29 protein-coding genes are annotated in these 26106 nt (G+C 42.3%); 12 read left to right on the forward strand and 17 right to left on the reverse strand.

All coding sequences use genetic code 11. The features are described 5' to 3' along the window. Window positions 1-79: 79 nt before the first annotated feature. A complete protein-coding gene (locus ACP7A0_RS15440; protein ID WP_426005686.1) occupies window positions 80-937 on the forward strand; it encodes a GNAT family N-acetyltransferase in 858 nt (285 codons plus the stop codon). 41 nt (window positions 938-978) lie between these two features. On the opposite strand, the gene ACP7A0_RS15445 is transcribed toward ACP7A0_RS15440, so the two are convergent. Genes ACP7A0_RS15445 through ACP7A0_RS15470 form a run of 6 tightly spaced genes read right to left on the reverse strand, consistent with a single transcriptional unit; the run spans window position 979 to window position 9289 of the window. Beyond that, complete coding sequence (locus tag ACP7A0_RS15445) at window positions 979-2793, reverse strand: IucA/IucC family protein (RefSeq protein WP_426005688.1); 1815 nt, start codon at window positions 2791-2793, stop codon at window positions 979-981. 13 nt (window positions 2794-2806) lie between these two features. Further along, complete coding sequence (locus ACP7A0_RS15450) at window positions 2807-4156, reverse strand: lysine N(6)-hydroxylase/L-ornithine N(5)-oxygenase family protein (RefSeq protein WP_060595974.1); 1350 nt, start codon at window positions 4154-4156, stop codon at window positions 2807-2809. Beyond that, complete coding sequence (locus tag ACP7A0_RS15455; protein WP_060595973.1) at window positions 4131-4685, reverse strand: GNAT family N-acetyltransferase; 555 nt, start codon at window positions 4683-4685, stop codon at window positions 4131-4133. Before ACP7A0_RS15455 ends, ACP7A0_RS15450 begins: the two co-directional genes overlap by 26 nt. Further along, a complete protein-coding gene (locus ACP7A0_RS15460) occupies window positions 4682-6463 on the reverse strand; it encodes an IucA/IucC family protein (protein WP_066031055.1) in 1782 nt (593 codons plus the stop codon). Before ACP7A0_RS15460 ends, ACP7A0_RS15455 begins: the two co-directional genes overlap by 4 nt. Beyond that, window positions 6460-7956, reverse strand: coding sequence for a pyridoxal phosphate-dependent decarboxylase family protein (locus ACP7A0_RS15465; protein WP_060595971.1), 1497 nt, complete (start codon window positions 7954-7956; stop codon window positions 6460-6462). Before ACP7A0_RS15465 ends, ACP7A0_RS15460 begins: the two co-directional genes overlap by 4 nt. Then, a complete protein-coding gene (locus ACP7A0_RS15470) occupies window positions 7943-9289 on the reverse strand; it encodes an aspartate aminotransferase family protein (RefSeq protein WP_034663402.1) in 1347 nt (448 codons plus the stop codon). The genes ACP7A0_RS15465 and ACP7A0_RS15470 overlap by 14 nt, the downstream gene beginning before the upstream one ends. Window positions 9290-9675: 386 nt before the next feature. On the opposite strand from ACP7A0_RS15470, the gene ACP7A0_RS15475 reads away from it, so the two are divergent. After that, window positions 9676-10212 (forward strand): serine O-acetyltransferase, encoded by a 537-nt coding sequence (locus ACP7A0_RS15475; RefSeq protein WP_034663405.1) that lies wholly within the window; start codon window positions 9676-9678, stop codon window positions 10210-10212. Here ACP7A0_RS15475 and ACP7A0_RS15480 read toward each other — a convergent pair. The 3 genes from ACP7A0_RS15480 to ACP7A0_RS15490 form a co-directional block, all read right to left on the reverse strand. Continuing rightward, window positions 10207-10467, reverse strand: coding sequence for a hypothetical protein (locus ACP7A0_RS15480; protein ID WP_081311424.1), 261 nt, complete (start codon window positions 10465-10467; stop codon window positions 10207-10209). The two genes, ACP7A0_RS15475 and ACP7A0_RS15480, sit on opposite strands and share 6 nt — an antisense overlap. Before the next feature lie 113 nt (window positions 10468-10580). Next, window positions 10581-11138, reverse strand: coding sequence for a GNAT family N-acetyltransferase (locus ACP7A0_RS15485; protein WP_106031485.1), 558 nt, complete (start codon window positions 11136-11138; stop codon window positions 10581-10583). 14 nt (window positions 11139-11152) lie between these two features. After that, window positions 11153-12019, reverse strand: coding sequence for an AraC family transcriptional regulator (locus ACP7A0_RS15490; protein ID WP_060595967.1), 867 nt, complete (start codon window positions 12017-12019; stop codon window positions 11153-11155). Between the two features lie 113 nt (window positions 12020-12132). Here ACP7A0_RS15490 and ACP7A0_RS15495 point away from each other — a divergent pair, with 113 nt between their 5' ends. Continuing rightward, the gene (locus ACP7A0_RS15495; RefSeq protein ID WP_060595966.1) at window positions 12133-13509 is read left to right on the forward strand and encodes an MATE family efflux transporter; all 1377 of its coding nucleotides are present in this window, start codon (window positions 12133-12135) and stop codon (window positions 13507-13509) included. A gap of 25 nt (window positions 13510-13534) precedes the next feature. Here the strand turns inward: ACP7A0_RS15495 and ACP7A0_RS15500 are convergent, their stop codons facing one another. The 4 genes from ACP7A0_RS15500 to asnB form a co-directional block, all read right to left on the reverse strand. Then, on the reverse strand, window positions 13535-14374 hold the full coding sequence (locus tag ACP7A0_RS15500; RefSeq protein ID WP_060595965.1) for a phytoene/squalene synthase family protein: 840 nt from the start codon (window positions 14372-14374) through the stop codon (window positions 13535-13537). Further along, window positions 14367-15842 (reverse strand): phytoene desaturase family protein, encoded by a 1476-nt coding sequence (locus ACP7A0_RS15505; RefSeq protein WP_426005694.1) that lies wholly within the window; start codon window positions 15840-15842, stop codon window positions 14367-14369. The genes ACP7A0_RS15500 and ACP7A0_RS15505 overlap by 8 nt, the downstream gene beginning before the upstream one ends. Continuing rightward, window positions 15839-17356 carry a phytoene desaturase family protein gene (locus ACP7A0_RS15510; protein WP_106048737.1) on the reverse strand — a complete coding sequence of 506 codons (1518 nt, stop codon included), beginning with the start codon at window positions 17354-17356 and terminating at the stop codon, window positions 15839-15841. The genes ACP7A0_RS15505 and ACP7A0_RS15510 overlap by 4 nt, the downstream gene beginning before the upstream one ends. A gap of 147 nt (window positions 17357-17503) precedes the next feature. After that, window positions 17504-19345, reverse strand: coding sequence for an asparagine synthase (glutamine-hydrolyzing) (gene asnB / locus ACP7A0_RS15515; RefSeq protein WP_066031061.1), 1842 nt, complete (start codon window positions 19343-19345; stop codon window positions 17504-17506). A 156-nt stretch (window positions 19346-19501) separates the two neighbouring features. Between asnB and ACP7A0_RS15520 the strand changes: the two genes are divergently transcribed. Further along, entirely contained in the window at window positions 19502-20029 is a 528-nt protein-coding gene (locus tag ACP7A0_RS15520) for a DUF2777 family protein (RefSeq protein ID WP_106031481.1), read from the forward strand. 38 nt (window positions 20030-20067) lie between these two features. On the opposite strand, the gene ACP7A0_RS15525 is transcribed toward ACP7A0_RS15520, so the two are convergent. The 3 genes from ACP7A0_RS15525 to cotG all read right to left on the reverse strand — a co-directional run bounded on the left by ACP7A0_RS15525 (window position 20068) and on the right by cotG (window position 22085). Next, window positions 20068-20436, reverse strand: a complete 369-nt coding sequence (locus ACP7A0_RS15525; RefSeq protein ID WP_034663442.1) for a YisL family protein — start codon at window positions 20434-20436, stop codon at window positions 20068-20070. Between the two features lie 92 nt (window positions 20437-20528). Next, window positions 20529-21434 (reverse strand): fumarylacetoacetate hydrolase family protein, encoded by a 906-nt coding sequence (locus ACP7A0_RS15530; protein WP_375567206.1) that lies wholly within the window; start codon window positions 21432-21434, stop codon window positions 20529-20531. Window positions 21435-21560: 126 nt separating this feature from the next. Next, window positions 21561-22085, reverse strand: coding sequence for a spore coat protein CotG (gene cotG / locus ACP7A0_RS15535; protein WP_338712396.1), 525 nt, complete (start codon window positions 22083-22085; stop codon window positions 21561-21563). Window positions 22086-22290: 205 nt separating this feature from the next. Between cotG and ACP7A0_RS15540 the strand changes: the two genes are divergently transcribed. From ACP7A0_RS15540 to ACP7A0_RS15575, 8 genes are all read left to right on the forward strand, one after another. After that, complete coding sequence (locus ACP7A0_RS15540) at window positions 22291-23385, forward strand: CotH kinase family protein (RefSeq protein ID WP_106031478.1); 1095 nt, start codon at window positions 22291-22293, stop codon at window positions 23383-23385. A 122-nt stretch (window positions 23386-23507) separates the two neighbouring features. Continuing rightward, window positions 23508-23669: an aspartyl-phosphate phosphatase Spo0E family protein gene (locus tag ACP7A0_RS15545; RefSeq protein WP_012009503.1), complete on the forward strand. Its 162-nt coding sequence runs from the start codon at window positions 23508-23510 to the stop codon at window positions 23667-23669. Between the two features lie 127 nt (window positions 23670-23796). Beyond that, window positions 23797-24018, forward strand: coding sequence for a spore germination protein (locus tag ACP7A0_RS15550; RefSeq protein ID WP_003211745.1), 222 nt, complete (start codon window positions 23797-23799; stop codon window positions 24016-24018). Window positions 24019-24032: 14 nt separating this feature from the next. Next, window positions 24033-24266, forward strand: coding sequence for a spore germination protein GerPB (locus ACP7A0_RS15555; protein ID WP_060595958.1), 234 nt, complete (start codon window positions 24033-24035; stop codon window positions 24264-24266). Window positions 24267-24297: 31 nt separating this feature from the next. Next, entirely contained in the window at window positions 24298-24912 is a 615-nt protein-coding gene (locus tag ACP7A0_RS15560; RefSeq protein WP_066031066.1) for a spore germination protein GerPC, read from the forward strand. Continuing rightward, entirely contained in the window at window positions 24909-25085 is a 177-nt protein-coding gene (locus ACP7A0_RS15565; RefSeq protein WP_060595956.1) for a hypothetical protein, read from the forward strand. Before ACP7A0_RS15560 ends, ACP7A0_RS15565 begins: the two co-directional genes overlap by 4 nt. Then, on the forward strand, window positions 25085-25516 hold the full coding sequence (locus ACP7A0_RS15570; RefSeq protein WP_375567203.1) for a spore germination protein GerPE: 432 nt from the start codon (window positions 25085-25087) through the stop codon (window positions 25514-25516). The genes ACP7A0_RS15565 and ACP7A0_RS15570 overlap by 1 nt, the downstream gene beginning before the upstream one ends. Window positions 25517-25538: 22 nt before the next feature. Further along, window positions 25539-25757 carry a spore germination protein gene (locus ACP7A0_RS15575; RefSeq protein ID WP_003211468.1) on the forward strand — a complete coding sequence of 73 codons (219 nt, stop codon included), beginning with the start codon at window positions 25539-25541 and terminating at the stop codon, window positions 25755-25757. A 46-nt stretch (window positions 25758-25803) separates the two neighbouring features. Here ACP7A0_RS15575 and ACP7A0_RS15580 read toward each other — a convergent pair whose 3' ends face one another. Further along, window positions 25804-26103 carry a hypothetical protein gene (locus ACP7A0_RS15580; RefSeq protein ID WP_060595954.1) on the reverse strand — a complete coding sequence of 100 codons (300 nt, stop codon included), beginning with the start codon at window positions 26101-26103 and terminating at the stop codon, window positions 25804-25806. Window positions 26104-26106 lie beyond the last annotated feature (3 nt).

Here is a 26106-nt window from a genome sequence, read left to right on the forward strand (position 1 = left end):
TGTAAACACCAATTTTTACACTATGCTTCTTATGGTACGATACATATAAATGAATTCAGCTAAGAAGGAGTTGCGTGTCATGACAAACGTTGTTCAACGAGCATTAACAATTGATGACATACCAGATCTCATCGCATTGTCTAAAGAGGTAGAATGGCCTGATTACAATGCGGAAGAACTCACATCTCTTTTAACAAATGGATATTTCACAGGTTTTTCAACAACGGACGGAAAAATCATCTCATGTGCGGGACTTTTCCAATATGATCAATTGGCGTCAATTGGGGCAGTCATTGTATCTGAGACACATCGTGGATTAGGTCTTGCACGGAAAATGATTGACACCCTGATAGGTCAAAGTGATCAAAGCATTCCTGTCGTTTTAACCGCTACTGTCCAAGGGCGGCCTGTTTACGAAAAAATCGGGTTTCACACGGCTGGTTACATTCATACTTACAAAGCGCAAAAACCGAACCCAGAGGCGCTTCGTGTGTCAGATGACATTCACCTGTCTCCTGCCGATGAAACGCACCTTCCGTCCATTGAAGCACTTGATGAAAAAGGCGCAGGTACAAATCGATCAAGCTTTTTAAAAAACCGGATGAACCGGGCAGCACGGCGTATCATTGCAAAGAATGAACATCACGAAACAACTGGCTTTGCATTTGGCGTTGAAACGCCTGCCAATTTAATGATTGGACCGCTTGCAGCAATTGATGAACTTACAGCTCTTTCGCTCATCCATTCGCTCATCTCGTCTTATTCGGGTGCGATTCGTTTAGATATGCAGGAGGAAACAGCTGAGCGCCTGCACGCAACACTTGTTGAAGCAGGTTTTACGAAAACAAACAAAGCGCATTTTATGATGATTCGCGGAAAAGAAAAGCAGAATGATCCCGCACTTCTTTATTTCCTTGCCTCTCAAGCATTTTCGTAAAAAATAAAAGCTGTAGACAGTTGATGTCTACAGCTTTTCTATTAATTCTCACAGGCGGACGAAAGAACATGAGCGAGTGCATTTTTGACCTTCCCATGCTCTGACGCATGCGGGCGGTCATCTCCATCTCCGTACCCATAATCAATCATTCGATTACGATTTAAGCACAGCTTTGTCAGCTTCGGCTGGAATAGATCAAATAGTTCAAAACGGTCCTTCAGCTGCGGGAATTGTTTTTGATAATGCTGAATTTCTTCTGCAAGCAAGCGCCAAAGAGTCGTTTCATCTAACAATTGATGATTGTCTAACACATTTGATACGTAACGCAGGTTACAAATAAACAGTCCTGTAAAGATAAACTGCACTAACCCTTCCGGCGGCTCACTCCGCAGCACTTCTTTTAAATCTTCTTCTAGTGAAGCCAATTCAGGCAGCGGCTGATCACTAATATTCACATCATCAACGAAATCTTTGATCGCCAAACGATGCGGCTGATGATCTTTTAACACAAGAATCGTATTTTGTCCGTGCGGTGAAAAGACGGTGCCGTATTGATACATAAAGTGCAGCAGCGGCGGCATCACCACATGGAAAAATTTCGCCATCCATTCCTTTGCTGAGAGACCAGATTTTTCAATCAGCTGTTTCACATATGGCTCACCTTCATGATCCTCATAAGTGAGTGCTGCAAGTGTAACAGGGCTCTCTCCTTCATCTAAATACGTATAAATGCTTTCTCTAAAAATCACACCGAGCATCTCAAGATATTGATACGGCGCACCAGGCAGTTTGCTGTAGTAAGGATGATCGACATTGATACTTGCGTTCTCACCAGGTAAAATCACGCGGCAGACATCCGATAAAAATGAGTCTTGATCCGCAATCCCTTTAATATGCGCTGTAATACGAGGGGCAATGACTGTCCGTTCTGACGGAAGTCCCCGGTACACGAGTGTATTTAAAATACTCATTGGCAGTTTAATATGATGCTTGCCTTTATTTGAGATGTTTGTAAAGGTTCTGATGGACTGCTGCGGGATATATTGATCCAGTCCCTCTCCTACATACACAATCCGGCGCAAGGCCAAATCTTCCGGGAAATGCTGAATAATCATATGCGTCCACTGCCACTTATGAACAGGCATCAAATAATAATCAGCTACATTCAATCCTTCATCCTTTAACACGCGGTGAAATTGACGGATCGTGACTTCATCTAATTCTTTGGCGATCACCTGCTCATAATTTTCATGATCGACCGCATGGAATGTCGCAAGGTCCCGGTGAACAGCAATCCAAGACAGCTGCACACTTTCTTGCCTTTCAGGTGCATAGGCTAGGTAGTCATCGTAACTGAACCCAATTCGTCCTTTGTTATACACAATCCAAGGATGGCCTGTCATCTCTCCTTCAATCCAAGCGTAATCTGTATCTGTCAGTTCATCCGCACGAAGTGCTTTTTTCGACAGCAAATGTACATCTGCTAACAGGGTATGATGAAGCTCTTTGATAAGATGGCCTGTTGTATCAGAAGACATTGGAATGAGCGGCTGAATGTCTAGTAAAAACACAATCGCACTGACATCCTTTGACCATTTTCCGTCTTGACAGCACTCGATTGATTCAGCGATTGTATCAAAACTATCAAACAAACGAGGTTTTGCGAGATAGCGATATTTCTTATGTTCGTGAATGATTAATTCATACTGAGCGATGCCATCCTTACGATCTAGCTGCACTGGATGAAGCATGTCCTCATACATGTATTCAGACAGCATTTTTGCCACCATTCGCTGATTTGCCTTTTTCCAAGCAGCAGGATTCACCGCTTTTTTCAATTCATCTTGTACACTCATCGCTTCATCCTCCTTAACCTTTGATTTCTTCAAATGTGTTAACGTTCTTGTGTGTACCAAATGTCTGGAAGACGTGCTTTTGATAAAGTGGATACACGGTTTGACGAGCAAGTTCATTGATAATTACACTGTTTCGGTAAGCGCCAAGCCCTAAATCCGGAGCGCCAACCCCATGTGTATGAAGCTCAGCATTTTGCACAAAAATATCATTTTCACCCATTGTATTTGTTTTTAAACGATATTCACGTTCGACCTGGAATCGTCCTTGATCGTCCCATTGAATATGATGAGAAATTGGGTTGATAAACGGCGGCAGTACCGATTGATAGCCAGTCGCCAGCACAACAATATCGGTCTCATGGGTAAAGGTGTCCTCTTTGACCCATTGCATGCATGAAAGGGACAAGCCGTCCGCTGTTTCCTCAATCAAGTTGACCTCTGTCATTGCTTGAAGCACTGTGTTCAACTGCTCTCCGCAGGCAGAACGTTCATAAAGCAAATGGTAAATATCACGGATCATTGCAGAGCTGATGCCTTTATACAGCAAGTCTTGCTGCTTTAACAAAGCATCCTTTTTTGTTTGGGGAAGCTCATAAAAGAAATCAATATAATCTGGAGAGAAATATTCAAGACCAAGGTTTGAATATTCCATTGGGAAAAATCCTTTAGAGCGTGTGAACCAGTGAATATCCTTTGCCTCATCATCTGATAAAATATCATAAAACACTTCTGCCGCACTTTGGCCAGAGCCGATAACTGTCACAGATTTCCCTTTAAAACAGCCTTCTTTCTTTCGTTTTAAATAGTCAGCAGAGTGAAAAACTTTCTCTCCTAAAGCTGGCTGGAGCGATGCTGGTATCGCCGGCTGTGTACCAATTCCTAAGACGAGATGCTTACTTTCAAATACCTCTACGGTTTGATCATTCACATGACGGACATGCACTTCATATCGCTTTTCTCCTGCTTTCTCAATCAATGAGACAGATTCGACGTTCATGCCAAATCGGCAAGAGTCTAACTGATCTGCGACCCAGCGGCAATAATGACTATATTCCTTGCGCGGGATATGAAAATCCTCTAGAAAGTAAAATGAATACAAACGGTTTTGCTCCTGCAAATAGTTAAGAAAGCTATATTTGTTTTTCACATCTGCCATGCTGACAAGGTCCGCTAAAAAGGGGACTTGCAGTGTCGTCCCTTCAATGAGCATACCTGGGTGCCAATGAAAGGCTTCACTTCTTTCAAAAAACAAAGCGTCGATTTCATTTACCTCTTCAGATAATGCGGCCAGTCCCAGGTTAAACGGACCAATGCCGATTCCAATTACATCCACTACATTATTTTGCTTGTTGAACCGCGTCATGGTTATACTTCCTTTCGAATCGTTCTCGATCACAAAACATCAAAAGACCTGTTTTATCGGGTAAATTGACTGGTTTTACACGTTCAAATCCGCATTTTTCAAATACATGGATCATTTTTTCATTGCGAATATCCGGCTCAGCGACGATTTTTTCTGTTCGTTTGTTCTGCTCAAATTGAAAGGCTGTCATTGCCTGAAGCAGCGGGGCCGCAAATCCTTTTCCCACATAATCCGGCTCCCCTATTAATAGATGGATTCCTTGATCATGCGGAGAAGGCTGATAGTAGGATTCAATGACGTCACCTTTGACGTTGTATGCCTCAAAATAACTCATTGGCGTCCCATCAATTGTTCCTAAATAAAGAGTTTGATGCGGATCATGAATCGCCTGATAAAAATGCTTTTCAAAAGCAGGAAACGGAATATTCAAATGCCAAAATGGGTGAACATACTCTTCTTGCATCCACTTGTGGACAAGCCGGACATCCCTTTCATATTCAGCGCGAATAAACCTAATACGATGCCTCATCCAATCAGCGCCTCCTTATGTAAAAAGAGCGGATTCAAGACAGCTGTGTAACGAGACTGTGTTTCCAGAGATCCTGTCAGCTCATCCATATCTTCAAACCGTGTCAGCAAATTCGCTTTTGAAGGCAGCTCCTTTGAGCGGAGAAGGCTGTTTGTCAGTTCAGATGCCCCGTATGTTTCCTCATGAGCGAGCAATGTGTCTCTCACGAGTGCCAGCAAGTCTTCTTCCTTTGCCAGTCCTTCTGTGCCAAAGCCGTTAATGAGACCAAATAAATGATTAAAGAAGAAATAATAACGCAGTCTCTCAACGGCTACATCATCTGCACAAATGGTTTCACTTCTCACGCTCAAGTTTTGGACAAGGTTTGCGAGTTTATCCTTTTTCGATTCACTATAATAGTAGCCTTGGTTGTCACGATAATAGAAGGTGTCCGGGTAACCAGCCTTCATTTGCACAACAGCATTTTGCTGATGGGCTTCCAGTGCAAGACCATATGTTTCAAACAGCCAGAGCATCGGTTCTAACGAAATGGTTAAATATTGCTTAAACCAATCTTGGCTCACAGCATCTGTTGATCGGCCTTCTGCGTCTGCAAGGTCATGAATGATCCCTGCTAATCGCGATTTTCCACCAAACGCATGATCCTGACATAATCCAGCAATTAAGCTTGCCCCTTTTTCACGATGCAAAAATGGGTTTTGACGAATGACTACTTCAAAGCCAGATTCCGCCTCTTCTCCTTGAATGGATAAATAGGCAGGATCTTCAATGACCCGGAATCCAGAGAATTTATCGTATAAAGAAATGCCTAATTCTGTTTTTAAAATGCGAGACATCTCAACTCCGCGATCCAGTTCCTTTTGTTTATTGACACGTAAGGAGTTTGTAATTTTCACAGGAACAGAGAATTTGAGCATGTAAGCAGAATCTTTTTGATAGACAGTTCTAAAGGATGAGGTCGCTGTGTATTCAGACCCCAGCGGTCCTAAATAAGTCAGTTTCCCTTCCTCTATATAACGCTGGACGAACGCTTTCTCCATGACCACTTTGACTTGCAGCGGGTGAATCGGAATGAGCACATATTCTCCGCTTTCTGTTAACGTATTCAGTCTCTCTGTTTCTTCTGGTACCTGGCGCAAGAGCTCTTCTAACATGAGGCTTGCCGCAGACTGTGCAATAGACGAATCCTGAAGCACAATCGAATGGTGCGCTTTAAAGTAATGAAGCTGGAAAGCCCCTTTCAGCTCAGGAGAATAGACCGCCTCTTCCTCCTCCGTCATCCCTTGTCTGCTTTTTGGAGTGGGATGCGTTAAATGTCCAAGAAGAAGTGACTGCTCAGCCTCGATATACTCAAAATCGGCTTCAGAAAGAGCTGCTCGATCACTTTCTCGCTCCTTTAAGAATCGTTCAATATTTCGGCAGCTTAAAATGATGCGAAGCATGAATTCATCCTCTGCATCTGTGCGGCCATATTCAATGAGAAGCTCCTTTGAACATAGAGCAACAAGTGTCGTGTAATCGGCGATTGCGCCCTCTTGTTCACTGCCTTGCGGACGGAAGCGAATCGGAAAATCAAAGAGATGGCGGCCAACAGATGAAACATATCGGATCGGAATCACAAGCTCTAGATCTTGCTTTGCTAGTTTTGCGATGAATACAAGCGAGCCATCTGCTCTCGTCTCTTTTTTTGCAGATCGATCGATTCCTGTTTCGCGTAAAAAACAGTTTAAAAAGCTTTGCATAGTTGCATTTTCAGCCATTTGTTTATATTGACTCAACGTAGTACCCTCCCGGATTGAATATGAGCGATCCCGATATCAACGATGTCAGAAAGGATTTCCTCAATATGTGTGATTGTCGTTCTCGGATTTAACAAAGTGAATTTTAAGCATGTTCGGCCATCAACCACTGTTTTCGCAATGACAGCAGTTCCCGTTTTGAACAATGTCCGATGAATGATTTTATTGATGTCATCTGTTCGGTGCTCATCCTTAAATCGGAACACAATCGCATTGATTTCCGGCTCAGGATTGATTACTTCAAGGTGATCATTTCTCTCAATAAGCGCGGCCACATCCTTCGCAAAATGAATGGTATGGTCAATGATGTCACCAAATCCTTCTTCTCCAATTAGACGAAGAGAGAGAAGTAACTTCAGAGCATCAAACCGGCGCGTCGTTTGGATAGATTTATTGACGAGATGTAGAATACCATCTAGTTCATCTTCCTTTGGATTAAGATAATCTGCATGATAATCGATCAAACCAAAATGTCTTTTATCCTTCAGCAAAAATGCCCCGCAAGAAATCGGCTGATAAAATTGCTTATGAAAGTCGATCGTGATTGAATCAGCAAGCTCCATACCGGCTAATTTACTTCGGTAGGTTTCGCTTAATACAAGTGCTCCGCCGTAGGCAGCATCTGCGTGAATCCACAGACCGTCTGGTTTGACGATGTCATACACATCTCGAACCGGGTCAATACTTCCAAAATCAGTTGTCCCGCAAGTCGCTACTACCGCAAAAGGAAGCAGGTTCTGATCCTTTAATTCAACCATCTTCTTTTTCAAATCATTGAGGTCCATTCGGTGATGCTCATCCGTCTCGACCAGTACAACAGCCTGCTCCCCTAAACCGAGCTGGGATGCAGATTTTTTCACCGTAAAATGAGCATTTTTAGAGCAAAGAATTCTCATGCGGTGAGCTTCACTTGGTAAGCCTTTCTGCTGAACATTCCACTGCCATGTGTTTTCACAAAAGGCATCTCTCGCCAGAAGCAGCCCCATATAGTTAGATTGGGTTCCACCGCTTGTAAATGTCCCATCTGCTAAGCCGCCATAAGAAAACTTTGCACATAGCCACTTGAGGATTTCCTCCTCAACCAAAGAAGCAATACCGCTTTGATCAAAGGAATCCATTGATTGGTTAAAGGAACTCACCATCACCTCTGCGGCAAGTGCAGGAATGAGCGGCGGACAATGCAGATGTGCCAAGCATTTAGGATGCGATACATCAATCAAATGCGGCAAAAGATGTTCTTTTATATCTTGAAAGACAGATTCAATTGATTCTCCAGACGGTTGAAATCGGAATAACGATTCGACACTAGCCGCTAATTTCCCAGGCAATATTCCGCTGTATGGTCCTGTGTCTTTTTGCCATTGCTCCAGTAAGCTGTCGATAGATGTATGAAGAGCCGCTTGGAAGGACTCTCTTCCAAGCTGGCTTTGATTCATAAATAATGAATCCACAGAAGCTTTAGTTGATTGCATCGTACACGGCCTCTTTAAAAATAGCGATGACTTTTTCAAGCTGTTCTTCTGTCATAATGAGTGGCGGCAGGAATCGAATCACACTTCCGAAACGGCCTCCTGTCTCCACAATTAAGCCTTTATCGAAGCAATTCTTTTGAATAAGACTGGCCAGCTCTGGATTCGCTGGATAGCTTCCGTCCACATCCTGTTTCTCATTTGGATTGACTACTTCAACGCCAATCATTAAACCTCTTCCTCGAACATCACCGAGAGCAGGTACTTGTTTTTGGATGTCTTTTAGGTGAGCCTGCATACGATTTCCTAACTGTTCTACATGATCAAGCAGGTTGGTTTCTTTTATAAATTTAAGCGTAGCGGTTCCTGCAGCCATCGCCATTTGATTCCCTCTAAATGTCCCGATGTGTGCACCTGGATTCCATTGATCTAAATCTTTATCATAAATCACAACTGAAAGCGGCAGGCTTCCACCAATGGCTTTTGACAGCACAATGACGTCAGGTACAATTCCTGCATGTTCAAAGGCAAACATCTTACCTGTTCGGCCGATGCCTGATTGAACCTCATCAATAATGAGCGGAATCCCTTTTTCTTTTGTGATTCTTCTCATTTCCTTCATCCATTCAATAGATGCTGGAATGGAGCCTCCCTCGCCCTGCACTGCTTCAAAGATCATACCTGCTGGCGGAAGAATACCACTTTCAGGATCATTTAATACGCGCTCAATATACGAACTTGAAATGCGGTGCGAATCCTTCCCTCCAATTCCAAATGGGCAGCGATATTCATATGGGTAAGGCATAAAATGAACATCAGGTATTAACCCTTGCACTCTTTCCTTTGGAGATAAATTCCCGCTTAATGACATCGTGCCATGTGTCGCACCGTGATACGCACCGTGGAATGAAAGAATGGAACGATTACCTGTCGCTGTCTTGACTAATTTAATAGCTGCTTCTATGGCGTCACCACCAGTTGGCCCACAAAATTGAATTTTGGCTCTTTTTGCAAACTCTTCTGGCAAGTGAGAAAAGATTTCATTCACAAATTCTTCTTTAATTTCTGAGGTTATGTCCAGCGTATGCAACGGTCTTTTTTCATGAAGCATACGTTCAATAGCTTCTATAACAACTGGATGATTGTGACCAAGTGCAAGTGTTCCTGCGCCTGCCAGGCAGTCATAAAACTCTCTGCCATCCGCATCTGTCACGATCATACCCTCGGCTTTTTGCATGGCTAATGGGAACCGTCTCGGGTAAGACCTTGCATTAGATTCTCTTTGACTTTGCTGCTCTAAAAATTGCTGATTTTTAGAAACGGTTTTGATGGACATAATAAAACACTCCTCCAATTGATAAAGATTATCATTTTCATTTACTAGCCTAGAGGATGTGAGATATGAAAGTCAATTGTATTCAAAAAGATGATTCGAAAAGCATATGAATGCTATATTCTCTTTTTAGCGAGTATTTTCGTGTAATTTTTACAAACCTCTACTGCCATAAGGAGATCAAACGGATGAGACGGAATGATGTAGAAAAAAATTACAAATCATTCTTCCTGGTTCTTTTGTTCTACTCATGACGAAGCTCTTATTTTATACAGGAAACTGGATGAAAATGATGTAGAAAAAGAAAGAAATAAACGCCTATCTATATTGATATAAATGGTTATAATGGTATAATTTCTCTGAAACAAAAGGGAATGGAGAGGGATCTGATGATTTTAACGAAGCACGATCTTCACCACTACTTGGCACAGGATAAGAAAGCATTAGCCATTAAGCGCAAAAGACCTAAGTGGTTTGGGGATGATATATGGAAATATCAAAGGATTTTACGAAAATATGAATACTATTCTAATAGCGGCGCTACACTTCGCAAATGGTTTTATCGCTATTTACATAAAAAGAAAGGCATGCAGCTTGGCTTTGATATTCCGATTGGTGTCTTCGGCCCTGGCCTTAGAATCAATCATACGGGTCTCTTAATTGTGAACAAGCATGCAAAAATTGGGGCATTTTGTGATATTCATCAAGGGGTGAATATTGGTCAGAACCATCATGAAAAGGATGTGCCAACCATTGGGGATCATGTATGGATTGGCCCTGGCGCTAAGCTGTTTGGGGACATCTATATTGCAAATCATATTTCAATCGGAGCAAATGCTGTGGTAAACCGTTCTTTTCACGAGGAGAAGATTGTTATTGCAGGTGTGCCTGCGCAAAAGGTAAAAGAAAAAAGCCCTTCTTCATGAAGGACTCACCTGATAAAAAAGAATGATACCGATCAAAACAGAGATGAGCAGCATGAGATAAAACAAGATCGTTAAAATGAGAATGGTCCAGCCAAGTCCCTTCCTCTCTGTCTTGATCAAATAAATACCGAGAACGATGGTACTAAATAGGACACCTAAAATGGCCCACAGCCATTTGTCTTTATCATGCTTTGGCGCATCAAACCATAAATAAATGGCAACAGCAAGTGAAACGAATAACCCCGTAATTCTCACGTTCAAACTCCTCCTTATGTAAATTACATGTTCTCTATTATGCTTTTTAGCCCCCCTTCTTCTTCAGTTTATTCAAACATTCGATCCTTTTGTCCTAAAATGATTCATCATTGTTAAGTAGCATGTCGCGGGAGGCTTTTCCATTCCTCTCTCAGCATCCCATAGCGCATCGAATCATAATATTCTCCTTGATAGTAACGGACCTTTCGCAGTCTCCCCTCAAGGACAAATCCGCATTTCTCTGCGCACCGCATCATCCGTTCATTTCCCGACCATGTGGTAAGACCAATTCGAGGGATATCAATGTGTGTAAATAACTCATCAGTCCATAGGCTTAACGCCTTTGTCCCAACGCCACCGCTCCAAAAACGCGAGTCATAAATGAGAATGCCGCATTCAAGCCACCGTGTACGTTCATTCTCCCAATAATATGACACGGTGCCTTTGATTTCGCCGTCTATTTCAATGCCATATAGCTTTGGCGGAATGGATGTGTCCTGTAAGTATCGTTTTTTAAATGCAGCAAGCGGGATTTCGTGTTCATAAAAATATGGGGCATTCCACTTTCGATAGGACTGATCTGGTGCTTTGAATTTTAAATGCCATACCATCTCTAAATCGGCTTCGTTTAATGCTTGTATGCTCACATGCTCTTCCTTTTCCCTTTTCATCTGTTCACGTTCCTTTACTTTGTCGTTCTTTTTGCTAGATGACGGTACTCGATAGGCGTCATGCCTTCGTTTTGCCGAAACAGTTTAGAAAAATAAGTAGGGTCGTCAATGCCTACGTGATCAGCAATAGCTGCGATTTTATCATTCGTTGAGGCAAGCATGCTTTTGGCTTTTTCGACCTTGAGACGATTGATGTATTGGTTTGGCGTCAGGCCATATACAGTCTGCATGCACCTTGTCATGTAATCAGGATGATAATGCAGCTTCTCTGCAAGCTCTTCCATTTGTAGTTTCTTCATAAAGTGACGCTCAAGATAATGAACCACTTCTGAGGCGACATTCTCCTTTGCACTTGGAATATGAAATGCTTCTTTTTGTAAATGAATGAGCATTTCCTCAAACTGAAGCTGCTTTTTCAGCGGCAGTTCAGACGCGTCATCATTTAGTGCACGCATTGCTGAAAGATGTTTTTCGAACACATTTCTTCCTTTCACTTTTCCTATACGAGGCAGGCTAAATTCATATGTTGCCGGCTTTTCAAAGGTGGCTTGATTTTGTTTCATATCAAACCAGTGTTCTCTCAGCCGATTCGTCAACTCAAATGGATCAATTGAAAAATGCAGCCACTCATAGTGAGTTTCTTCTTCGCATGGCAGGTGTCCCCCATGAGACAAGCCAGGTGAGAGAATGATATATTCTCCTTCTTTTACGTGATGAGCCTCTCTGTCTTCTGTGATCCATAGTTCCCCCTTTGTGACATAAAGAAGATCAAACACAGTGAAGGTTCTAGAGATATGTCTTTCTCCTTGATGAAATACACCTTTGCCTGAAGCAATATAAACCGGGAACGGCGGTACAGTAAATGTAATAAATCGATTCATATTCATCCCCTTATGAAGTCGGATTTCTCCAATAAGTTTCGGTTTCATCTCTTCTTATTATAGTCGATGCAAGGTACACTATAAATCGGATTTATACGAAAGGAGGTTGATTGATGAAACCTCAATCACTGCCAATTCAAAAGGTTCAAGCTAGGGGTAAGAAAACCCATCCTTCATTATTTGCATTAACTTGGCCTATTTTTATTGAAATCTCTTTATATATGCTCATGGGAAGCGCGGATACCCTCATGCTCAGTCAATATTCCGATAATAGTGTTGCCGCAGTTGGTGTAAGCAACCAGCTCCTGAATTTATTGATTGTCATGTTCAGTTTCATTACAACTGGAACGACGATTGTGATTGCGCAGCTTTTAGGAGCTAGCCGCAGGCAGGAAGCGACTCAAGTCGCCTATGTCTCACTAGGAACCAACTTCTTGATTAGCTTTGTCATTAGTCTTCTCATGTTTGTATTAGCTGTTCCCATTTTACACCTGATGGGCCTATCAAGTGAGCTCATGCCGGATGCGGCGGTATTTTTACAAATTGTCGGACTGCTTTCTTTTATTCAAGCGCTCATTATGACGTATAGTGCTATTTTAAAAAGCTATGGATATACAAGAGATACGATGTATGTCACCATCGGAATGAACTTGCTAAACGTTGCCGGTAACTATCTGGTCATTTTCGGTCCGTTTGGCTTCCCCGTATTAGGTGTGATGGGGGTCGCTTTTTCTACCTCACTTGCTCGGTTGATCGGATTAATGGCAATGATCCTCATTGTACGCCGCCGAATTGGATTACGCTTTTCACTGAAGAAGATGTTTCACATCCAGCGGACACATTTAAAAAAGCTTCTGAAAATCGGGATTCCTTCTGCTGGAGAGCAGCTTTCTTATAACGGCTCTCAAATGATCATTACACTGTTTATTACGTTTATGGGGACGCAGGCATTAGCAGCAAAGGTCTATACTCAAAATTTAATGATGTTCATTATGCTATTTGGTGCAGCCATTAGCCAAGGGACACAAATTTTAATCGGGCGCCATATTGGGGCGAAGGAATTCGATGCTGCCTATCACAGATGCATGAAAAGCTTATACTGGGCCATTGGCATCTCCCTTCTTTCTTCCACTGCTTTATCTTTATCATCGACGCATTTGCTTGCTTTCTTCACTAGCAACAGCGAGATCATTCAAATCGCCGCCACACTCCTCCTATTGACAATTATTTTGGAGCCGGGCCGTTCTTTTAATATGGTCATTATTAATTCCTTGCGGGCTGCTGGTGACGCGAAGTTTCCAGTGTATATGGCGATGATTTCAATGTGGGGCATTGGGCTTCCGATCGCTTACTTTTTAGGCATTCAGCTTGAGATGGGTCTCATTGGAGTTTGGATTTCTTTTATCGTGGATGAATGGGTAAGAGGCATCTTTATGTATAGGCGGTGGCGTTCAAGGGTATGGACAGAGTATCGCTTTTCTTCCACATAAAAAGGACTGCGGGTGCAGTCCTTTTTTACGTAATATCTTCTAAAATAAGTTCTTTTTCCTGCTTTGAAATAAATGATCGCTGTGTAAACACGCGGTATTCATTTTCTCTTGTTTTATCTAAAATGGCTTTATAAAAATGAGCAGCTGCTTTCACTGATATACGTGAATAAAGCGGGAATTCATGAAGATGGTCAAAAAACTCCTCGTAGTATGCCTCTGCCTCAAAGGCAATGTACTCCCATACGTGCTGAAATGCTTGATTGACAATGCCTTCTTGCAATTCTTGCTCTGTATATCCGAATTGATCCATGACTTGCTTTGGCAAATAAATGCGGTCTCTTTCAGCCTTATCCTCGCCGATGTCACGAAGGATGTTGGTCAGCTGCAAGCCAATCCCTAATGAAATGGCTGCTTCTTTCAGCTGTTCTTTTTTACGCGGTGCAATAATGGGAAGCAGCATAAGCCCAACGGTACTAGCCACATGGTAGGAATAGATGAGCAGTTCATCTAACGTTTCATACCGATGCTGCTCTAAATCCATCTCTTGACCTTGGAGCAAGTCACGGAACGGGGCTTCATCCATACGAAACTCTTGAAATGTATGTTCTAGCGCCACCCACATCGGATCATTCCGATCTACCTCACCATGTAAAAATCGATCAAACGTCTCTCGAAAGGATGCAAGCTCCTCTTTTGGCGAGGGGGACTCATCTACAATATCATCTGCTCTCCGGCAAAAGGAATACACAGCCCAGACGGCCTGTCTTTTCTTTTTAGGCAGCATGGAAAAGGCACGGTAAAACGTTTTAGAATGGGTTTGAATCGTCTCCTCACATAATTTCAATGCTGTTTGTACATCAACCACTTAGCTTCACTTCCTTTCTGTCATTCAAATCTTTTAACAGCACAGAAGCCATCAGCTTCGCACTTTGCATCACGATCGGCACTCCGCCCCCAGGATGGATGGAAGCACCTACTGCATAAAGATTGCCCGTCTCAGCTACCTTCACTTGCGGGCGGAACACACCTGATTGAAACAAGTTAGGCGCAAGTCCAAAGCTGCCGCCTTCAAACAATCCTTCTCGCAAGGAATCATTTGGTGTTCTGATTTTTTCCCAGACAATCGACTCTCGCAATCTTGGAAAGCCTCTTTTCTCAAGACGATCCACCATTTTCTCTACAAAATCTGTCTCCTCTTCCCAGTTGATATGATCTCCTGTGGGAACGGGAATCAGCATATATAAAACACTACAGCCTTCCGGGGCAAGAGATGGATCAATGATCGATGGATTAAACGTATAAAACGACGGATCTTGAGGGATCGTCTTCGTTTGAAAAACCTCTTTCATATGCTGATCAAAGTGTTCTCCCATAAAAAATTGGTGAACAGGCGCATCATGGTACATCTTGTTTAACCCTAGATACACCATCACACAGCCAGAAGACGGCACGTATTTACGCCGATCTTGTTCGTCTAAACCAAGCTGTTTTAACGCAGCTGGATAATCTCCGTTGATCACAAATGCATCAGCTGCTATACGGTCGTCACTGACTTTTGCTCTAACCACGCGTTTCCCCTCAAACTCTAGCTCCGTGACTTCTTCATTTTTTCTTACATGCACACCCATTTTTATGAGCTGCCTCTCCAGTATATCTACTAAGCTCGCATAGCCGCCTTTTAAATAGTAGATTCCATGTGCGTGCTCACTATATGAAACGAGCGAATAAATAGCAGATGCTTCATACGGGTTCCCTCCGACATAGAGGGTTTGCAGTGCGTATGCATCTCGCAGGCGTTCGTCTGAGAAATACTTTTTCAGAGCACTTTGAACCGTTCGATACGCCTTTAATTTCATTAAAATCTTCATGTTTGCTTTTGTAAAAAATGTACGTTTTTCATGAAATGATTTCTCTAGAAAGGCTTGCTGCCCTTCTTGAAAACGGTCTGTCATTTCTTCCATAAACCTTAGAAATCCTTGATCTTCCTCTGGAAATACACGTCTGATTTCCTCTAGCTGACGAAATGCATCAGAGTACTTCGTGTAGGAGGTTCCATCTTGATATTGAATCGTATACAGCGGATCAAGCTGCAAAAGATCAAGAGATGCTTCGTCCATTCCAACCTCATGTAAAATACCTTTTAACATATCAGGAAGTAGGACAATGGTCGGACCTTCATCTACTTTATATCCTTTCTCACGTACAAAAGCAAGTCTTCCGCCAAGTCGCTCATTTTTTTCGACAAGCGTGACATCATGTCCAGCTTTTTTTAAATAAAGTGCTGAGATCATCCCGCCAATCCCGCCACCTGCAATCAATATATGTTTTTTCATGAGGCACTCCCCTTTTCTTGGTGCGGCAATGTTTTGTGCGTATGTTTCTCTTTTGAAAGAATCGCATTTGTCGTGATACGTGCTGATTCTAAAATGGTCGGCAGCCCGCTTCCCGGGTGCGTCCCTCCTCCTACAAGCCAGCAATGGTCCAATTCATCAAATTCATTGTGCGGCCTTAGGACCATCATCTGCGTCAGCTGGTGGCCAAGGTTAAATGTAGCTCCTTCGTATACGTAAAGATCTTCCTCCCATTGCTTCGGTGTGATCATCCGTTCGACTTCTATATGCTGTCTCACATTCTTAAAACCGGTTTTTCGCTCAAGTGTGTCCAGCACAAGTTCTCTAAATTCATCTTGATGCACTTCCCAGTCAATACCGCTTTGATTGTTGGCAACAGGTGCCAGCACATAAAGAGCTGACTTTCCTTTTGGCGCAAGCGAGTCATCTGTGACACTTGCATTTTGAATATAAATAGATGGATCATCTGGCAGCTCATATGTTTTCGTAATGCCTTTGACGAATTGAGCATAATCATCGGAAAATACGATGGTATGATGCGGCTCCTCATACATGGTATCTAATCCTAAATAAAGCATAAAGGTGGAGCATGAGAATTTTTTCTTTTTTAATTTTTTCTCGCTATATTTCTTTAAAAGTCCTGGCTCTACAAGCTTTGTCATCACATGTGCAAAGTCTCCATTTACGACAACCTCATCTGCCTGTATTTCTTCCCCAGATTCTAAGCGAATGCCTTTTACTTTCCTGCCTTCCGTCAGCAATTTTTCGACGCCAGCTGACAGATGAATCGTCGCTCCAGCTTCAACCGCTGCTTTTGCCATCGCTTCTGACAGCTGATTGACCCCGCCCTTCGGATGGAAAACACCTGTGTCATGTTCCATAAACGATAGAATGGAGAAAGCACCAGGGCACTCCCACGGTGACATGCCTAAATACTTTGATTGAAATGTAAACGCATATTTCACTGATTCATTTGAGAAATAATCTGACAGCACATCATATAAACTCTTATTCAATGAAAGCTGCGGAAGTGCTTTGAGCACCTTTGGACGCAAATAGTGATGAAAACGATCCATTTTACTTTGTAAAATAGGTGTAAGCTGATCCATTTTGCGCTTTGTATCGTTCATAAATCGTAAATACCCTTCGCCCTCACCAGGTGCAAAGGCTTCTAACCGTCTATACATTTCATCACGATCTCGAATCATATCTAGCTGATCGTCTTGAAAAATCAATCTATACATTTCTTTTAATTCGATCACATCAATATAGTCATAAAGATTTTTACCAGCAAAGGTGAACAGCTCCTCTGCTATATGAATCATGCTGAGAAAGGTAGGACCCGTATCAAACGTGAAATCACCGAGTTGAAACTTAGAGTTACGTCCGCCAACAAAGGGCTGTTTTTCGTATACCTGAACATCATGTCCTTTGCTTTGAAGCATCATAGCTGCCGCAAGTCCCCCTGGTCCTGCTCCGATCACAATGATTTTCATTATCCTTTTTCCTCCAAATTAATTCACTTTAAGTTAATTATACAAATTAGAAAGATTAGATCAACTTTTGATGTGCTCTATTCGTCTCATGCTATGTATTAAAAAAGCCGACTTCCCTTCAACAAATGTAAGAAAGCCGACCCTTTATTACGCTTCTATATCAATTCGATACGTTTCAAACCAATGATGAATCTGCGCCAGATGAGCGATTAACTGCGGGCCCTTCATGAGCTGGCCATACCAAGGCACTTGAAAGGAGGCTCCTTCCGTTTCAATCAGCTGGTTTAATTGATGTGGATCTAGAAATTCGTGAAGGACAGAATCTTTTTGCGCAAGGCAATCTGTTAACATCTCTTTCACAGCCTGGGTATAGGCTGGATGATGTGTTTTCGGATAAGGACTCTTCTTGCGATAAAGCACTTCATTCGGTAAAATTCCCTCTAACGCTTTTCGTAAAACCCCTTTTTCACGATTTCCATGCATTTTCATTTCCCAAGGAATATTCCATACATATTCGACAAGGCGATGATCTGCAAATGGCACACGTACCTCAAGACTTGCCCCCATACTCATTCGGTCTTTTCGATCAAGCAGCGTTGTCATAAACCAGACCATATTTAAGTAAAAAAGTTCTCTCCGGGCTTTATCCACTCCAGTTTCTCCATCTAAAAGAGGCGTTTCAGCCACGGTTTCTTCATATTTGCTTTGTGCATATTCTCTTAGTGACAGCTTCTTTTGCCACGAATCTTGTAAGAGCTGCGTTCTGGCTTCCGTCGATCTCATCCAAGGAAAACCATTCGTTTCATTTGCCGCATGGAACCAAGGATAACCTCCAAAAATTTCATCCGCACATTCACCTGACAAACCGACAACAAAGTCCTTTTTAATTTCTCGACAGAACCAAAGCAAAGAAGAATCAATATCTGCCATACCCGGTAAGTCTCGGACCTCAACCGCTTCCTTCAAATAAGCAGCCAGCTCCTTTTGTCCAATGACGCAGCTGTGATGATTCGTTTGAAACGCCTTGGTCATGCGGTCAATCCATGGACCGTCAGCATTCGGCTGGAATTGACTTGCCTCAAAGAATTGATCATTTCCTTCGTAGTCAACCGAATACGTATGAAGCGGTGCTTTCCCTATTTTCTCAAAGTGCTTAGCGGCAATGGCGGTAATGGCACTCGAATCGACGCCACCCGATAAAAATGTACAAACAGGCACATCAGAAACGAGCTGTCTTGTGACGGCATCTGTAAAGAGATGCTTGACGTGCTGGGCGGTGTCATCAAGTGAGTCCGTATGCGCCTTGCTTTTGACATTCCAGTATCTCCACACACGCAGTCCGTCTTTTGAAAAAGTCAAAGCATGAGCAGGTCTCAGCTCTTTTACCCCTTTAAACACTCCTTGCCCTGGTGTTCTAGACGGTCCTAAACCAAAGATCTCCGATAATCCTTCATGATCGACTTTTGCTTTCATATCAGGGTGAGCAAGTAGCGCTTTGATTTCCGAACCAAATAAAAAGGAATGATGACGTTCTGTATAGAAAAATGGCTTGACGCCGAGCCGGTCTCTCCCTGCAAATAATAATTCACGCTCACTATCCCAGATCACAAATGCAAAAATACCATTAAAATGGGTCACACACTCTTCCTTCCATTCTGTGTAGGCGTGAAGAAGAACCTCTGTATCAGAATGCCCAAGAAAGCGGTGGCCCCTTTTTAACAATTCTTTTCTTATATCTTCTGTGTTATAGAGCTCTCCATTGTATACAACGGTATAAGCATGGTTTTGATGTGTATATGTCATCGGCTGTTTTCCGCCTTCTACATCTACAACCGCTAACCTTTTATGCCCAAATAGAACGTGCTCACTTTTCCACGTATTTGTATCGTCTGGCCCTCTTTTAGATAATGTATCTGTCATTTGATTGATTACATGATCCTGTTGGATGAGCTGCTTTTTAAAGTCTGCCCAGCCTGTTATTCCACACATCATCATCAGCTCCCATCCGTTTTTCCTCAAGTGTTCTCATTCAGCCTTTCTTAGTTTATGCATCGTCTCCTTGATAGTTGATTTGTCCTTTTTTTCTCGGGCGTATAGGACAAGCATGATTTGGTAAGAAAAGAAAGAGGAAAGGAGCTTTTGCAAATGGAAAAACGAATGAAGCAGCTTGAACGCTGCAGTCGAAGATGGTGCAGCGGGTATTTACTGATTGAAAACGGGTATTGTCTGATTGAAGATGAAGAAGGAGACATCATGCTGCCAGAAAGTCTTCAAAGCACGATGATCTGTTTGAAGGAAAATGGCAGGTGGACAAAAGGGGAACTGCTCGGGTCCATGATACTTCATGAAAGTGGGCAGCTAGTAGAAGTACAAGGCGGTGAAGTGATTCAATATACGGCATCACTTGCCAAAGGATGGCTTGACCTCCTGATGTTCGTTCCTGAAAACGTTTTTTATGAAATCATTGCACAGGTAGAGCAGCTTGGTTTTTCCGTCTACGATTGTGTTTTCTCCTCCTTTCATTCTTTTCAACGAGTTTCTTTCTTTCAGTTTTCGACAGATTCACAATCACTTGCCCTTCAATGTCACCATGACTCCGCCGCAGGTCAAATTCGTTTTGAATGGACCACTTCTGACGGTCACCGGTCGGTTTCACAGTTTGATGGCATATAAAAAGGACACTGCTTCGTATAAGCAATGCCCTTTTTATGTTAAAAGATATGGAAACCGATCGGCAGACGTAAACCGAGAAGAATGGTCACAATGGCGAATACGATAAAACCAATCAATACACCAGTCACCGATTTTCCTTTTTTCTTGCGTACAAGAACCATTTCCATGAAGCCGATCACAAGGATACCGAGAATCATTTTACCGATATACTCGCCACCGAAACCTGGAATTTTCATTCCTGTGCGAACATACAGCTCTACGCCTGTTGCGATAATGATCAAGTACAATAGTCTGACAATCATGTGCACAATTTTAGCACCTTTGTCATTTTTACCTGCTAGAGCAAAGGCAACGAAGAATAAAATAATCCCTAGCACCCATGCTGTAATATGTAAATGCGTTCCCATCTGTTATTTCCCCCTTTATCAGAACAATTACCTTCTCATCGTACCACGAAATAAGTCGAACACAAAGCGACAATCCTGTGTCATCGCACTCTTTATTTGACGCGATTCGATAGCGTTCCAATCGGCTCAATCGTGATGTCAATTCGATCCCCTGAAGCTAAGAACTTAGGCGGTTCAAAGCCTTTGCCAACCCCAGAAGGTGTTCCCGTTGCAATGATGTCACCAGCTTCTAGTGTCATCCCTTTTGAAAGAGTAGAAACAATATTCTCGATGGAGAAAATCATTAATTCTGTACTGGCAGACTGGCGAACCTCTCCGTTTACCTTTGTTTCCACATGGAGCGCACCATGATCCTCGACCACTGACTTATGCACAATATAAGGTCCTATCGGGCAGGTTGTATCTAAGCTTTTACCTATGAAAAATTGTTTGTGTTTTTTCTGCAAATCTCTTGCCGTTACGTCATTTAAAATGGTGTAACCGAATAGATAATCACGGACCTCTTCAGGTGCAATATTCTTCCCTGATTTGCCCATCACGATCGCAAGCTCCCCTTCATAGTCCAGCTCACTGGTCACATCTTCATGAAGGAGAATATCCGCTTCATGTCCAACGACTGAAGTAGGTGCCTTTGTAAAGATCATCACATCTTTAGGAATATCCGCTGCACTTCCCATCTCCATGACATGATCTTGATAATTCTTTCCAACACACATGATGTTTTTAACTGGCTTTGGAATCGGCGCATGGAGTTTCACTTCCGAAAGCGGATATACATAAGAACCGCGGTCTTCTTCTTTTTTCTCAGCCCAGTCAAGGAGCTGTTTGACATGCTCAACAAACTTGTCCCCCATATTAATACATTCAGCTAAAGAGTTTGGCAGTGTCTCAAGCTCAAATAATTTGGCTTCTGCCTTTTTGACGTCCATGACCCATTCATCATCAATCACTACCCCAATAAACATTCTGCTATGTATCTCACCTGTAAAAAACTTCATGTCTTCCCCTCACAATCTTCATTTCGCTAAGTGATGATGTCTCATTTTATTTCTCTATGAAATAAAAAAAACCCTTTTTTATCATACTCTCTTTTAAAAAGGGTTTCAAAAAAGATGATCTGATGTTTAGCGGTAGCGGCGATACTCCCACATGTTCCCTTGGTCCCATTTGCGATCAACATTTCCTCTGCTGTGGGAATGATGCTTTTTCTTTCCACATCTTTTGCAAGAGCGGCTGCGTTTATGGTGATGAGATCGTTTAGATCGATGGCTGCGATGTGACTTGCGGCAGCTTTTCTTATGATGGGATCTGTGTTTGCTGCGGCATGATTTTTTCGGTTCACTCTTTTTACTTCTGCAAGATTTCTTGCTTTTGCACGATTTTTTGCTTTTGCATGGTTTCTCACTTTTCACGCTTTTCTTTGAACAGCGACTTTTTTTCGAACGATAGCTCTTGTAGCTTTTTTTACTGCGGTGTGATTTACGGCATCCGCCTCCACCAAAGAACCAATGACGGCGTTTTGAATGGCGAGAACGTGCTGACTTGTGCGATCGTTTCGATTCTGGTTCACGATCTAAGTGATGATCACGTCCTTCACTTCGAAGTGAATCCACTGCATGTTCAATATGTGAATGATCAAATGTGCTCACGAACGATTCCCCTCCCAGTCTATACTTTGACAAAACAAACAGATCAAGCTGTTTATCTTCTCTGCTTTATGTTACGAGACTTGGTAGACAAGTGTTCTTGGCGGATGCCCCTTTCTTTTAAAACTCCATGAATACCTAACAAACGGGTACAGGACATTCCTTCATTTTCATATCGTAAAGAAGAGCATAGGAGGATGATGAACGCATGACCACAGAACCTTTAAAGCAAATGGATATTTGGATTCATCCAAAGGACTTGATTGAATTAAGAAAAGACATATGGAACGACGAACCTGTTGAGGCCATTTTGAAAACCGGCCAGATCAAATCACATATTTATGCTTCATACCGCGGGTCTCACATTAGAAAGCTGAAAAAAAAGTCCTATCAAATTGAATATCGTAAGCCAAAGCAAAGACAAGGCGAATCTATCTTTCATTTAAATGCAGAGTACAATGACCCTTCGTTTATCCGAAACAGGCTGTCCTTTTATTTCTTCGAGCAGATAGGGGTGCTAAGCCCTGCTGCTTCTCATGTGTTTCTCACTATAAATGGTAGAAAAGAAGGCATTTATTTAAAAATAGAATCCGTCGATGAGCACTTTTTTCAGAAAAGGCAGCTTTCAGGAGGCGGCATTTATTATGCAGTCGATGACGATGCCAACTTCTCCCTTTTGAGTTCGTTTGATAAAAAGCCCAAAAAACACCTTCTCCTCGGGTACGAGAAAAAAACGGGGACTTCTCAACACGATCAGCAGCTGAGTGAATTTATTTACTTTCTCAACACAGCGAAAGATGACATATTTGCAGAAAAAATTGAGCAATACCTAGATGTAACACAGTATTTCCGCTGGCTCATTGGTGTCGTGTGCACACAAAACTTTGACGGCTTTGTCCATAACTACGCTCTTTATGTGAATGAACAAGGAAAATTTCAAGTACTTCCTTGGGATTATGATGCGACATGGGGCCGTGACATTCATGGAGAAGAAATGGCATTTGATTATATTCCAGTAAACGGCTTTAATACTTTAACTGCTAGGTTACTAGATATCCCTTCATTTAAGAGAGCCTATTACACGCTTTTTCAGCATGTACTCGATACACATTTTTTAGAAGACCGGCTTTGTCCAATCATCGAGAAATGGCATGCCTCTATCGAGAACCGAATTGGAGATGATCCTTATACGAGAGATCGAAAAGACATCCTACAATCAGAACGAGAGGTCATCCGGCAGTATATCAACAAAAGACGACGTTATTTACAGGCTGAAATAAGAAAAGAGATATATGGCACGTAAGGACGCTTTCGAATTTTGTCACTTTATTACTCATATTGACGAAACAGCTTTTTTTATAGAAAAATAGGGTATACTAACCATATCCTTCTATTATATAAAAAATGTGAGAGTTGGCGTCCGTTATGATCAATTATGAAATTGAACAAAAAAGATTACATTTAATTGAGACAGCAAAAAAATTCGGGATGAATGCCGAAGAAACCATCAGGTGCAGTCAAGAGCTTGATACACTCTTAAATAAAGGCATCAAATACACCTCGAATGAATGCTCTAAAAAAGGGTAAACCATACACCTAATTCCTCTCATCAAAAGCTTTCAAAAAGACAATCACACATTAAAAGACCCATCATAAGCTATGGTGAAACGCCCAAAAACAAAGTGCCTTATTTTTATAAAGGATGTGCACCGCTATGCCGGCTATTGTTGGAGCCTTTAAAGTAAATGCCGTCGGAACGAGCGGAGTCGTTCATGTTGGAGACTGCATCACCATTTCTCCAAATAGTCAGGTTAAAACGTTTGCTGGCGCAGGCAGTTTTAACACTGGTGATCAATTGCGCATTAGCAACTATAAAAGTGTGACAAATACGTACGACAGTGATGTCATTGATCAACCGCTTGTTGGTAACTTGTAAGGAGTGAGAATCCGTTGAACTTCTATATTAATCAAGCGATACAAATTAATTATTTGCGTGTAGAGTCTGTCAGTAACTCCTCTGTGCTGCAAATTGGGAGCGCTGGTTCAATTAAAGCTCTTTCTAATCTGTATAACACGGGCAGCTACGTAGAAGCAGCACCTGCCGCAGCAGGTACACAAGGAATTGAAGAATCCCAAGGCGCAATCACAACACCTTTTGTACCGCTTCAGTCACCAACAACTTAAGTTCATCTGCTATCCCCGGAGGTGTATGTCAATGTATGATTATCAAAGCAACGCTTCACAGGTGCATGGCATCATTCAAAAGCAAACACAACAAATTATGATGCTTGAAAAAAGGCTTAACGAACTTCAGCAGGAAATGCAAATGATCAAAGATAAACCGACAACGACGATTGAACGGATTGATTATCAATTTGATCAACTGAAAATCGAGCGGCTTGAAGGCACACTGAACATCGGCCTCAATCCATCTGATCCAAACAGTGTTCAAAACTTTGAAGTGGGCCAAACAACAACCCCGGGTATTGGAATGATGCAGCAAGAAATGGCTGATCAATTTTTCAATCAAACACGCCAGCTTGTCGACGCATTCTTAAATGAAGAAGCGCCAGAACTTCTTGAAGAGCTAGAGCAGCGATATGAAGGGTCTCTTGATGAGAGCAACAAACACCACATCATTGAGGACATTCGCAAGCAAATTGACAGCAGAATCAAATACTATGCAGGACAGCTCCCGCACCGGGAAGATATGACCCCGCTGCAGCGTTCAGAGCAAATTGCTGAATATGTGAAGCATGATGTCAAACGAGCGATTGAGCATTTCTTAGCCCATATTCCAAATGAAACGAAAGGAGAGGAAAACGGATGAATTTCACAGTCGTCAACCGCAACATCGAGACCGGATGCATTAAAGTAGTTGGGGTTTCGTCCTCTTCCCTATTTATCATCGGGGACACAGATCATGTACAATTATCCTCCATTTTTGATACACCGCCAGAATCTCTTATCATTGGCCCGTTTGTTCCTCTGGCACCTCGATAATGATAAAGCGCACATCTCAAGTGAGTTTCACGAAGGTGAATTCTGTGGGGATTTCAAGTGTTGTTCAAATCGGTGATACTCAGGAGCTATGCCCGAAGGTTAAGGTGTTAGCTGTTCAACGAACCATTAGTTTGTTTTATGGCAATGAAGCAGAAAACTTAAATGCGAAAGAATTTGAAGTGTATTATGAGCCTATTCCATTGATGCTGCCGGAACGATCCGTCAGAACAGCATTTTACCATGAAAAGCCTGTGATTAAAGTGTCTTCAATACATGTAGAAGGGGTGTCTTCCTCCTCTGTGTTTCAAATTGGCTCTACGTGTGGAGTGAATGGCGTTGCAAGAGTGAAGCATATTCGAGAGTTATTTAACAACGACGAAAGTCCGCCAAACTCACAAATGGATCTACCTACGCATATGATGGTGATATGACTTCGAATAAAGGATGTCGATTATGCCAGCAATTGTCGGACCCATTTACATTAACTCTATTTCTGGAGGCGTCGTAAACGTCGGTGACTCATTCTACCTGTCGCCTAAAAGTTCGTCAAAATCTGCTTTAGGCTCTGGAGCGGGAAATACCGGAGATTTCTTGATATTAAATAATGGCATTAGCGCCACCAACTATGTGGATCCTGACTTAAATGATCAGAATATGGTAGGCAATGCATAAAGCAGCTCCTCTACAGTCATTTCATTTAGAGGAGCGCTTTTTATGCTTATTTTTTTCTGCGTTGTCTCGATTTTTTTGTTTTAACCAGCTTGCTTGCCGGCTGTTTTCGAATCCATTTGATGTACGAAGCAAGCTTTTCATCCTGCCTTAGTGCATCAAGTGTGTTCAAGCGTGCGGCAAGCTCCTGGTTTGTAAAGAGTGCATGCACTTGTTTATGGCAGGGGATACACAGGAAGGCAGTCGCTAAAAAAGCCCCACCTTCTTCTCTTGGTGTTAAGTGGTGTTCTGTGAGCAGGACATTTTGTCTTCCGCACAGCTCACATAATCCAATGGTTTGCTTTGCCACCCT

Origin of the sequence: Bacillus sp. DWP3-1 (assembly GCF_049896565.1) — a bacterium.
Lineage (GTDB): Bacteria > Bacillota > Bacilli > Bacillales > Bacillaceae > Bacillus.